This window comes from Micromonospora sp. NPDC005163 (assembly GCF_053599835.1).
Genome location: NZ_JBSFYP010000116.1, coordinates 1 through 10460, shown reverse-complemented (window position 1 = coordinate 10460; position 10460 = coordinate 1). Strand labels below are relative to the sequence as shown.

The window sequence follows — 10460 nt, the reverse complement described above, 5'->3', positions numbered from 1 at the left end:
CGCTACGCCAAGCGCGCATCCCTGTACCGAGCCAGCCTCGTCCTCATCGCTGCCATCATCTGGCTTCCATGATCGGCAGGACACGCCCTAGGCCCTAGACCTCGTCCGCAAAGTGTCGGCGCTAGTGGCGCTCGGTCGGCTGCGGCAACCAGGGCCCGGGTGCCCGCCAGGACACCGTCGACGACCCGACTCGGCCGCCGCTGGCGGCGCCGAGGCGCCTTCCGTGCAACGCGTCGGGACCGGCTGGCCGATTTGGCGCAGCCGCCGAGCTTCGATGAGTTGCGCCTTCAGCAACCCCCAGTCGCCGTCGAAGCCCTTGCCGCGAGGAGCCGACCGCCGGGGTGGGTGCCTATGCCCCCGCCATCGGAAGGAGTTGGGCGTCGACGGGAGCTGCTCTGCCGAGTGGTGTGGCCGGCGGTGCTGCGGTCCGACGCGGGCGCTGGCAATGCCTGGCCCCGGCGATTCTTCGTCAGGCGCCAGCTTTTGTGTAGGCGGCCAGGATCGTCTCGGAGATGAATTGGGCGGCGTCTGCGCTTTCCAGTCGCCCCTTGGCGACGTCGATGGCCGCGCCGTGGATGACGTGGTGCAGGACGCTGGTCAGCCAACTGGCTGGGAGATCGGCTCGGAAGGCCCCTTCTGACTGGCCGCGGCGGATCAGGACGTCAACGCGCTGGGCAGGTTCGGCGTGGAGTTCTTGCACCCGTCCGGGCGGCAACGTCGTCTGCGCCGCTTCGAGAACGGCGGTCGCCTGGGCGACCAGCAGCCAGCTGGATCTGATCAGGGCGTCTAGGGCCTCACGGGGGTCGCCGGTCAGGTCGAGCGTCTGCAGGACGTGTTCCCCATCGGCTATAGCTCGGGTCAGCGCGGCGTCGACCAGGGCCTCTCGGGAGGGAAAGTGCCCGTAGAGCGTCACTCGGCCTACCCCTGCCGTTTTCGCGATCTCGCTCACGCTCGCGTCCGCGTTGCGGCTCAGGCAGGCCACGGCCGCGTCCAGGATCTTCGCGACGTTCTGCTTTGCATCGGCTCGGAGGGTCGGCTTCGCCGGGGGGTGAGACATGCAACTTCCTCAACTCGAACAGCACTGTTCGGGTTATGGTATCTCTCCCACAACTCAAACACCCCTGTTCGACTTACGGAAGGAGGCTGGCCGTCATGGCCCAACCCGTGACCGTCACCACCACATCCCCGCATCCCCACCCGCAGCGCTGGAAGATCCTGGGACTCGTCGGGGTCGCGCAACTGATGCTCATCCTGGACGTCACCGTTGTCGCGATCGCCCTGCCGCACATGGGCGCAGATCTTGGCCTGGAGCGGGAGGCTCTCACCTGGGTGGTCAGCGGCTACACCCTCGCCTTCGGCGGACTGCTGCTGCTCGGCGGGCGCGCCGCCGACCTGTTCGGCGCTCGGCGCCTGGTCCTCGCCGGGCTCCTGCTCTTCATCGCCGCGTCCCTCACCGCCGGACTCGCGAATAACGGTCCTATGCTGCTAGGCGGTCGCGTCGCACAAGGCTTGGCCGCGGCGATCCTCTCCCCCGCCGCGCTGTCCCTCGTCGTCACCATCTTCGACGGCGAGGAGCGCAACAAGGCCCTCGGAATCTGGTCGGCGCTGGGCGGCGGCGGCGCGGCCCTAGGGGTTCTCCTCGGCGGGCTGCTGACCGCCGGGCCCGGCTGGCCCTGGGTGTTCTTCATCAACGTTCCCGTCGGACTTGTCCTCCTGCTTACCCTCCGCATTCAGCTTCCGCCGCAGCCTCGGCCGATCGGGGACGGTCGGCTCGATGTGCCGGGCGCGGTGCTGGTAACAGCCGCTACCGGGTCCCTGATCTACGCCCTGATCCAGGCCGGAGACCGAGGCTGGGGCACGCCGGTCACCCTGATCCTGCTGGGCACGGCAGTGGCTCTCTACGCAGCGTTCGTCGCCCGCCAGCGCCTCGCCGCCAGCCCACTGATGGATGTCCGACTTCTGCTGCGTCGACCCGTCGCAGCCGGAACGCTACTGATCCTCGTCGCGACCGCTCTGATGATCAGCGTCTTTTTCCTCGGAACGTTCTACCTTCAAGACCACCGGGGTTACGGCGCGCTGCGCACCGGGTTGCTCTTCCTTCCCGTGGCGCTCGCAACCATGGTCGGTGCGAGCTCCGCAGGTCGCGTCATCGGTCGTGCGGGTGCTCGGGCACTCGCGGTGCTGGGACTTCTCGTCGCGGCAGCCGGCATGGCGATCCCCGCTCTCTGGGAGGGGACGTTGACCATGGTGATAGGTGTCAGCATCGCCTCCGCCGGCACCGGCGCGGTCTTCGTCGTCGCCTCCGCTACCGCGCTCGGGCAGGTCCAGCCGCACGAAGCCGGTCTCGTATCCGGAATCGTCAGCACCTTCCACGAATTCGGGGCTTCACTCGGCGCGGCTGTCGTATCCAGCGTCGCCGCGGCAAGCATCGCTGGCACCAGCACAACCGGCTTCGCACGCGGCTTCACCACCGGCGCCGTCATCGCCGTCACCGCGGCTGTCCTTGCCTTGATCCTCACCCCGAACGCCCGCTCCAGCCAGTGAACTCGGCAGTGATCCCCGGCGGGGCTGTCATCCTCGCCGGGGACACTGCTCACACCGACTCAGTCGCAGCGGCGACGCGCCTCCATCGGCACCTTGTTTTGGCACCATCACGTGACTTGGCCTCTTGCTTTGGATGTGGGTTCGCCGCGCTGCGCCCGGCCGCGAGCTGGTTAAGTATCGGGGCAGACCGGGTTCTTTCAGGCTCTGCCGCCGATGCGGCGTGCCGGCCGCTCGATTCCGAACGGCGCTCCGACTCGTGGCGGCCTACCAAGACCGCGATCCGCTGCCAGTGTGGGCCCCCGGGCGACAGCGCGGCGCCCGGCAGCGTCGCCGCGCTGGCCTCGCCGGACTGCCCGCAGTGTCCAACCGGCCAGCCGACGTCGCGGCTGGGATCAGTAGCCGTCGCAGCCGGGATAGTCCGATAGGCGCCGACGCGGGTCGGCATTGAGCCACCGCAGCCTGTGCATGTACGCGGCCACGTCCGGGTCGTCCTCGTCGTGCTGCGCTGTCCCGGTCGATGTCGGCCGCGCCGCTGGGCCCGTGTCCGTTTCGCTACGATGAAATGACCAGGAGAGCCCGACAGTCGCCGTTGCCGCAGATGTGTAAGCCTCAGACGTGCGGGCAGCTCGGCTGAGGCGCTCCCGCACCACGCGGGTCCAGAAGAACACGCCGAAGGCGGCGAACAGCGGCCACTGCAATGCGTACCCGTAACTGCGGCCGCTGCCTTGCAGCGCGTGGTGCCACTGCCACCAGCCCAAACGTAGGCATGTCGCAGCGGCCACACCGATCATCAGGTGGCCGAGCAGCCACGGCGGTCTGAGCCAAGCCGACATGCCGCCACAATAACTCCCCAAGCGGATGGTTCTCTACCTGAGTGACCAATCACGGCATACTGTGACGGAGTGAAGGCTTTCCCCGTTGCCCTCGACTCAGGCGAGACCGCGAGCCTGAGGCTGGATGGTACGACGGTCTTTATCACGTCGGCCGCGTTGCGGTGGCGGCGTCTGCTGCGCTGGTCTGCGGGGTCGGTGCTGGTCTGCATGGTTCTTGGGGCGGTCTCCAACGGCGTCACCCACGCCGTGAACGAACGAGCTGGGCAGTGGCTGATCGGCGCCGCCGTGACTGTCGTCGTTGCCGGCGCCGTTGGCGCTACGGCCGCAGCAGTTCAAATCTGGCACGCCGAGCGTCGACCCGCCGAGAGCCTAAGTGCCGCCGATGTGACCTTCGCGCGCAGTGACGCGATCCACGGTCGAGTCACCGTGACCGTCGAATGCGTTGACGGGGCCACCCGCCAATTCAGAGCGAGCGGCGCGGCAGGCCTCCGTACCGCGCAAATGTTCGCGCGGATGCTCTCCGCCGCGGCCTCGACCGACCAGACCTCCGCCCCGATCCCGTAGCGCCTGCCTGCCTATGGACGCGTGACTTCACGGTAGTGGCAAGTCGCTGGTGCGGTGCTGTGGTCGAGGGGTGCGGCGGCGTGCGGTGGCGGGTTGCGCGGCGGCGGTGATGATCGCGGGTGAAGTCGGCGGCAGAGAAGCGCAGGTGCTTGCCGAGCAAGGTGCGCGGAATTTGGCGGCGGGCGGCGTAGCGGCGTAGCCAGGACTCCGGGACTCGTAGCAGCGCTGCGGCTTCGGCCGGTTGTCGGCTCCGCCTGAAAACTGGATCTGGATCTGGCCCACTTTCCGTGATCGGGACTGACCCGGATCAGTGCGCCGGATCCACTGTGTAGGGTGCGTCGTGCGATCGGCTGATCTTGTTGCGGTCCTGCCTCATCTGGCACCTGTCGTGGTTGAGCGAGTGGACCGGCAGTCGGCTGGCCTGCGGATATGGGCGCGGGCGCGAGCCCGCCGTGCGGCGTGTACCGGTTGTGGACGCCGGGCCCGGCGGGTTCATAGCCGCTACGAACGTCGACTCAGCGATGCCGCGGTGGCTGGCCAGCCGGTGGAGATCCGGTTACGGGTCCGCCGGTTCTTCTGCGACACGGTGCGCTGCCCGGTCCGCACGTTCGCCGAGCAGGTCACCGGGTTGACCTCCAGATATGGACGGCGTAGTCCGCTGCTTCGCCAGACGCTGGAGAAGATCGGGGTGGCTCTTGCCGGTCGCGCGGGTGCCCGGCTGGCCGACCGCCTCGGCCTGGTGACCAGCCGCAGCAGCGTCCTGCGGCTGGTCCGCGCCCTGCCCGACCCGCCGGTCCGGACGCTCACCGCGGTGGGCGTGGATGACTTCGCCCTGCGCCGAGGCCACCGCTATGCGACGGTGCTGGTCGACGTCGACACCCGCCGGCCGGTCGACCTGCTACCCGATCGGGAAGCGGCCACCCTCGCCACGTGGCTGGGGCAGCATCCGACCGTGCAGGTCATCTGCCGAGATCGCGCCAACGCCTACGCCGAGGGAGCCCGCACGGGTGCGCCCCAGGCCATCCAGGTGGCCGACCGGTGGCATCTGTGGCACAACCTCGCCGAACACGTCGAGAAGACCGTCGCCCGCCACCACCGCTGCCTCACCATCGCACCGCCGCAGCCCGCACCGACGGCCACGGCGGACCTGACCCAGGTTGCCGTCGATGCCACTGCCCAACGGGCAGAGCAGGGACTGTTGGTGCCTCGGACCCGGCGCCGTTACGAACAGGTTCAGGCGCTCTGGGCTGAGGGCCACAGCATCCGGGAGATCACCCGGCGACTCGACCTGGCCCGCGGAACCGTGCGCCGCTTCGCCCGCGCCGGCAGCATCGATGAGCTCCTGGCCAAACCTCGCGCCGGTCGGCCCAGCATCCTCGATGACCACCTCGACTACCTGCATCAACGCCTCAACGATGGCATCACCAACGCCACTGAACTGTTCGCCGAGATCCGCGTCCGTGGCTACAGCGGCAGTGCCACCACCCTGCGTACCTACCTGCAACCCCTGCGAGCCGCCGCCACGCCACCACCAGCCCCGGCCCCGGCCGCCGAAGGTCCGCCGGATCACCGCCTGGCTGCTGCGTCACCCCGACACGCTGCACCCCGAGGACCACACGGGCCTCGCCACGATCCGGGCTGCCTGCCCGCATCTGAACGCTCTGGCCGACCACGTCAACGCGTTCGCGGAGATACTCACCCGCCGGCGCGGGCACCGCCTCAACGCCTGGATCACTGCCGTGACCGCAGACGACCAACCCGACCTGCACTCATTCATCGCCGGCCTACGCCGTGACTACGACGCCGTCCTCAACGGTCTGACCCTTCCCCACAGCTCCGGCGTCGTCGAGGGCCACGTCAACCGCATCAAGATGATCAAACGACAGATGTATGGCCGCGCCAACCTCGACCTGCTCCGCAAGCGAGTCCTGCTGGCCTGACCGGGTCAGTCCCGATCACGGAAAGTGGGCCAGATCCTGAAAACTGACCACGTGGTTCCGGCTGAATCGGGACCATCTCCTGAAGCATCGGGAGGTGCTGAGCGTGGAGGACTGGGCGGAGATCCGGCGGCTGCGGCGGTCGGAGGGCATGGCGATCCAGGCCATCGCACGGCGGTTGAGGATGTCTCGCAACACCGTGAAGAAGGCCCTGGCCAGTGACGAGCCGCCGCGGTATCGGCGGGCGACGAAGGGTTCGATCGTGGACGGGGTCGAGCCGCAGATCAGGGCGTTGTTGGCGGAGTTCCCGGACATGCCCTCGACGGTGATCATGGAACGGGTCGGCTGGACTCGGGGCAAGACGGTGTTCTGCGATCGGGTGCAGCAGCTGCGGCCGTTGTTCCGCCGCCCGGACCCGGCCCAGCGAACGGAGTATCTGCCGGGTGAGCTGGCGCAGTGTGATCTGTGGTTCCCGCCGGCGGACGTGTCGTTGGGCTTCGGGCAGGTCGGCAGGCCTCCGGTGTTGGTGATGGTGTCGGGGTATTCGCGGTGGCTGTCGGCGGTGATGATCCCGTCCCGGCAGTCGGCGGACCTGCTGGGCGGGCACTGGACGCTGATCTCCGGGTGGGACCGGACGCCCAAGGCGTTGGTGTGGGACAACGAGTCCGCTGTCGGGCAGTGGCGGGCCGGCAGGCCGCAGTTGACGGAGGCGATGAACGCCTTCCGCGGCACCCTCGGCATCAAGGTGATCCAGTGCCGGCCGGCGGACCCGGAGGCCAAGGGCCTGGTCGAGCGGGCCAACGGCTATCTGGAGACCTCGTTCCTGCCCGGCCGCCGGTTCGCCTCGCCGCAGGACTTCAATGCCCAACTCACCGAGTGGTTGGTGCGGGCGAACAACCGCCAGCACCGAATGTTGGGCTGCCGACCCGTGGACCGGTGGGACGCCGACCGGGCCGCGATGCTGTCGCTGCCGCCGGTCGCGCCGGTGGTTGGCTGGCGACAAACCACACGGTTGCCTCGGATCTTGCGTAGGTCGTAAGCGGCTTGCCGGACGGTGTAGTCGCTGTTGCCGGTCATGGTGTGCACCTTGGCGTCTAGGCTAGGGCTTGAGCGATTCGCCGGGAGTCAGGTAGCGGTAGCGGTCGCCGGCCTTTTCGCCGAGCCAACCGTTGACGCTGGCGAGACCGCGTTCGTTGAGTTGGGCGTCGTGGATGGCGATCGCCCGTCGCGGGTCGACCGCCTTGACGGAGTCGATCGCCTCGACCAGCTTCAGCCATGAGCCCTGCGCCGGCACCAGGAGCGTCTCGACCGGCTGCTCCGGGACGTGCAGTGAGTCGCCCGGGTGATAGAGCGCGTCCTCGACGAGGTAGCCCAGGTTGGCGCAGTCCGGCTGTCCGCCGTAGATGAACGCGTGCCGGCCGCCCACCGCTCGTACCCGGAACCCGGCCGGGGTGAACTCCTCGCCCGCAGACACTCCGGTCACCGCGAGCCGCGGGAGGTCCGCCTCGGCCGGTGCGTAGACCGGCACGCCGAGCCCGGCCAGCCGTAATACGTCGGCGTGGTCGGCGTGTTCATGCGTCACCAGCACCGCGTCGGCGCCGGCCAGGGCGGCCGGTTCGCTCCAGATGCCGGGGTCGATGACGAGCACCCGCCCGTCGTGTTCGAGTCGCACGCAGGCATGGGTGTACTTGGTGATCCGCATGCTGTATTAAGGTCCGCCGGCCGGCCGGGCCCCAGCGACTTCACCCCGGTGCCCGGATGGTCCGTTTCCGAGCGTTCCCGACCAGGCCGATCAGGGCGATCGCGGCCAGCACGATAACGAAGATGGTGAACTCGTTCGCGGTGCGGCGCAGGCCGCCCCCGTGCACCACCAGGAAGCCGGCGATGACGGCGGGCAGGCCGAGGGCCACATAGCAGATGATGTAGATCAGGGAGAGCACGCTCGCCCGTTCGTGCGCCTCGACCAGCGGCATCACCGTCTTGAGACCGCCCTGGAAGGTGCCGCCGAAGCCGATGCCGGCGAGCACGACGCCGACGAAGAAGACCGCGATGGAGTTGGCGTCGATCGCGACCATCGTAATGACCATGCCAAGGATGAGAGTGGCGATTCCGGTGAGCATCGAGGTCCGCGCGGTTGCGTTGCGCAGCACGAAGACGGCGGCGGACGAGACGCCGGTGAAGACGAAGATCGCCACCCCGCCGATCGCGATCGAGGTGGGGCCGAGTAAGCGGACGAGCGCCGGACCGAGGGCGCCGAAGAAGCTCAGCAGCGACCACCCGGCGACGAACACCGGAGCGGCCACCAGCATCGGCCCGCGTACGGTGCGGGGCAGGCTGATTTCCGGCAACAGGCTCCGTACCGCGCCGGGCTTGGCGGTGACCGTCTCGGGCATCAGCACCACCCCGACGGCCTGGATCAGCAGGACCACCAGCAGGACGATGTAGATCAGTCGGGTCGGTGCGGGCAGGAACTGGACGAGAAGCGCCGAGAGGAGGGCGCCGAGGCCGCCCCCGATACCCGGGGCGATCGAGTTGGCGAGCGTGCCCCGGGCGCGGTTGACGTCCAGCATGGCCGCCCCGATCGCGCCGATGGCGAGGCCGACCGCGAGCCCTTGCACGATACGGGCCGCCAGCAGCGTGGGTACACCGTTGGCGAGGATGAAGATGATCAGCGAGATCATCTGGATCGCGATCGCGACGATCAAGACCGGCCGCCGCCCGACATGGTCGGAGAGCTTGCCGGCGGTCAGCAGCGAGCCGAGTACCGCGACGGCGTAGACGCCGAACACGACGGTGGTGACGATCGGGGAGAAATGCCAGGCCGCCTGGTAGGTCGAGTAGAGGGGGGTCGGGGCGAACGAGGAGGCGAGGAACGACACGAGGATCGAGGCGAGCAGGAACAGGGTGAGGTTCGGCCCGAGATGGCCCCGCCGGAGGGTGCTGCCGCTGCTCATCTCAATTGCTCCTCGCGGTCAACGTCGGCTGCGTCACGGTGAAGTCCCGTTCCTCGGGCGCCAAGTACCCGGTACCGCCGCTGACATGCGGATGGCGAGGCTAGTACGGCAGCCGCCGTTCGGGATCCTGGTCCAGGCCGCTGAATGCAGAGCGGCCACCGCGTGATCGTCTGTATGTTGTGGACAAACAGTCGGATCTTGCGGTGGCCGCGGGTCACAGCGTAGACGCTGCCGGATGGCAGCGTGTTCTGGACGGGGTGCTCGGCTGTTTCGCGGGCCGTTTCGGTCGGGTGGAACCGCGTCGGGCTGCCGCCGGGTTCGTGACCGGGCTGCTGGCCGAGTTGGAGATCAAGACATGTTGGCAGCTTGCTGAGCAGGCCGGACATGCCCGGCCGGACGCGATGCAGCGGTTGCTGTATCGGGCGGTTTGGGACGCCGAGGCTGTTCGTGACGACGTGCGGGACCTGATCGTCGGACGGCTCGGTGATCCGGAGGCGGTGCTGGTCCCGGACGAGACCGGTGACCTGAAGAAGGGCATCCACACGGTCGGGGTGCAACGTCAATACACCGGAACAGCAGGTCGGATCGAGAACGCCCAGGTCGCAGTGTTCATGACCTACGCTGGCCGGCACGGGCACACCCTGATCGACCGCCGCCTCTACCTGCCGGTGTCATGGACCGATGACCCCGACCGGATGGAGGCCGCGGGCGTGCCTGATGACATCGGGTTCGCGAAGCGCTGGGAGTTGGCTGCGGACATGATCACCGCAGCGCTGGACGCCGCGGTGCCCGCCCGGTGGGTCGCGGCGGACGAGGCCTACGGCAACAGCGGCAGCTTCCGATCCCGGTTACGCGACCTCAATTTGGGCTACGTCCTGGCCGTCTCGTGCGATCACCTGGTTCCGCTCGACGGCGGCAAAGCCCGCTGCCGCGCCGACCAGATCGCCGCCGGGCTACCCGCAACCGCCTGGCAACGCCGCTCAGCCGGCACCGGATCGAAAGGCCCTCGCCTCTACGACTGGGCCTGGCTCGATGAGGTCACCACCGACACCGACCCGGGCGACCACGGCAGGCACAGCCTGCTGATCCGCAAGAACTACACCACCGGTGAGCTGGCCTTCTACCGCTGCTGGAGTCCACAACCAGTCAGCCTCGCCACGCTCGTGCGCGTCGCCGGGATCCGCTGGACCGTCGAGGAAGGCTTCCAAGCAGCGAAAAGTCAGGTCGGTCTTGACCAGCACCAAGTCCGGCACTGGAACTCCTGGCACCGCTTCACGACCCTCGCCCTGGCCGCTCTCGCAGTCCTGACGATCTGCGCCGCAGACAGCCACGACCGCGACGACGACCCGTCCCGACACACCATGATCGAGCTGACAGTCAACGAGATCCGCCGCCTGATCAACACCATCATCATCGAACCGGCCCGCCACCTGACCCATCGTTTGCACTGGTCAGGATGGCGACGCCAGCACCAACTCCGCGCCCGCAGAGCCCATCACACCCGACGCCTCAACCTCGAACTCCAGCCATGATTGAGGTGCCACGGGTTCTCCGGACAGGGACCCCAAAGTAGAATTGCCCTGTCTGGAAGGAAGACTATTGCCACGCGCGAAGAGGAATTTCTCTCC

The 10460-nt window shown here is 68.3% G+C and carries 9 protein-coding genes and 2 pseudogenes; 6 read left to right on the top strand and 5 right to left on the bottom strand.

Translation table 11 applies throughout. The annotated features are described in order from the left end of the window. Positions 1-469: 469 nt before the first annotated feature. Positions 470-1057, bottom strand: a complete 588-nt coding sequence (locus tag ACWD6N_RS36430; RefSeq protein ID WP_450006529.1) for a TetR/AcrR family transcriptional regulator — start codon at positions 1055-1057, stop codon at positions 470-472. A gap of 95 nt (positions 1058-1152) precedes the next feature. Between ACWD6N_RS36430 and ACWD6N_RS36425 the strand changes: the two genes are divergently transcribed. Beyond that, entirely contained in the window at positions 1153-2544 is a 1392-nt protein-coding gene (locus tag ACWD6N_RS36425) for an MFS transporter (RefSeq protein ID WP_450006527.1), read from the top strand. Positions 2545-2936: 392 nt separating this feature from the next. Here the strand turns inward: ACWD6N_RS36425 and ACWD6N_RS36420 are convergent, their stop codons facing one another. Then, positions 2937-3377 carry a hypothetical protein gene (locus ACWD6N_RS36420; protein ID WP_450006526.1) on the bottom strand — a complete coding sequence of 147 codons (441 nt, stop codon included), beginning with the start codon at positions 3375-3377 and terminating at the stop codon, positions 2937-2939. 69 nt (positions 3378-3446) lie between these two features. Here ACWD6N_RS36420 and ACWD6N_RS36415 point away from each other — a divergent pair, with 69 nt between their 5' ends. Continuing rightward, on the top strand, positions 3447-3941 hold the full coding sequence (locus ACWD6N_RS36415; protein ID WP_354968550.1) for a hypothetical protein: 495 nt from the start codon (positions 3447-3449) through the stop codon (positions 3939-3941). On the opposite strand, the gene ACWD6N_RS36410 is transcribed toward ACWD6N_RS36415, so the two are convergent. Next, positions 3841-4233, bottom strand: a complete 393-nt coding sequence (locus ACWD6N_RS36410; protein WP_354968567.1) for a helix-turn-helix domain-containing protein — start codon at positions 4231-4233, stop codon at positions 3841-3843. The genes ACWD6N_RS36415 and ACWD6N_RS36410 overlap by 101 nt on opposite strands. 18 nt (positions 4234-4251) lie before the next feature. Here ACWD6N_RS36410 and ACWD6N_RS36405 point away from each other — a divergent pair. The 3 genes and pseudogenes from ACWD6N_RS36405 to istA form a co-directional block, all read left to right on the top strand. Continuing rightward, positions 4252-5043: pseudogene (locus tag ACWD6N_RS36405) on the top strand (ISL3 family transposase); the annotation flags it as partial. Positions 5044-5107: 64 nt separating this feature from the next. Then, on the top strand, positions 5108-5881 hold the full coding sequence (locus tag ACWD6N_RS36400) for an ISL3 family transposase (protein WP_450006533.1): 774 nt from the start codon (positions 5108-5110) through the stop codon (positions 5879-5881). Between the two features lie 94 nt (positions 5882-5975). Next, a pseudogene (istA, locus tag ACWD6N_RS36395) lies at positions 5976-6899 on the top strand (IS21 family transposase); the annotation flags it as partial. A 78-nt stretch (positions 6900-6977) separates the two neighbouring features. On the opposite strand, the gene ACWD6N_RS36390 reads toward istA, so the two are convergent. Next, positions 6978-7580 (bottom strand): MBL fold metallo-hydrolase, encoded by a 603-nt coding sequence (locus ACWD6N_RS36390; protein ID WP_450006524.1) that lies wholly within the window; start codon positions 7578-7580, stop codon positions 6978-6980. A gap of 40 nt (positions 7581-7620) precedes the next feature. Next, the gene (locus tag ACWD6N_RS36385) at positions 7621-8832 is read right to left on the bottom strand and encodes an MFS transporter (RefSeq protein WP_354968548.1); all 1212 of its coding nucleotides are present in this window, start codon (positions 8830-8832) and stop codon (positions 7621-7623) included. A gap of 248 nt (positions 8833-9080) precedes the next feature. Here ACWD6N_RS36385 and ACWD6N_RS36380 point away from each other — a divergent pair, with 248 nt between their 5' ends. Further along, complete coding sequence (locus tag ACWD6N_RS36380) at positions 9081-10364, top strand: IS701 family transposase (protein WP_450006531.1); 1284 nt, start codon at positions 9081-9083, stop codon at positions 10362-10364. Positions 10365-10460: the final 96 nt, after the last annotated feature.

Excerpts from the sequence above, each read along its gene's own strand:
- ACWD6N_RS36425 (WP_450006527.1), top strand. The coding sequence starts at position 1,153 with ATGGCCCAACCCGTGACCGTCACCACCACATCCCCGCATCCCCACCCG.
- ACWD6N_RS36390 (WP_450006524.1), bottom strand. The coding sequence starts at position 7,580 with ATGCGGATCACCAAGTACACCCATGCCTGCGTGCGACTCGAACACGAC.
- ACWD6N_RS36385 (WP_354968548.1), bottom strand. The coding sequence starts at position 8,832 with ATGAGCAGCGGCAGCACCCTCCGGCGGGGCCATCTCGGGCCGAACCTC.
- ACWD6N_RS36430 (WP_450006529.1), bottom strand. The coding sequence starts at position 1,057 with ATGTCTCACCCCCCGGCGAAGCCGACCCTCCGAGCCGATGCAAAGCAG.
- ACWD6N_RS36420 (WP_450006526.1), bottom strand. The coding sequence starts at position 3,377 with ATGTCGGCTTGGCTCAGACCGCCGTGGCTGCTCGGCCACCTGATGATC.
- ACWD6N_RS36400 (WP_450006533.1), top strand. The coding sequence starts at position 5,108 with ATGCCACTGCCCAACGGGCAGAGCAGGGACTGTTGGTGCCTCGGACCC.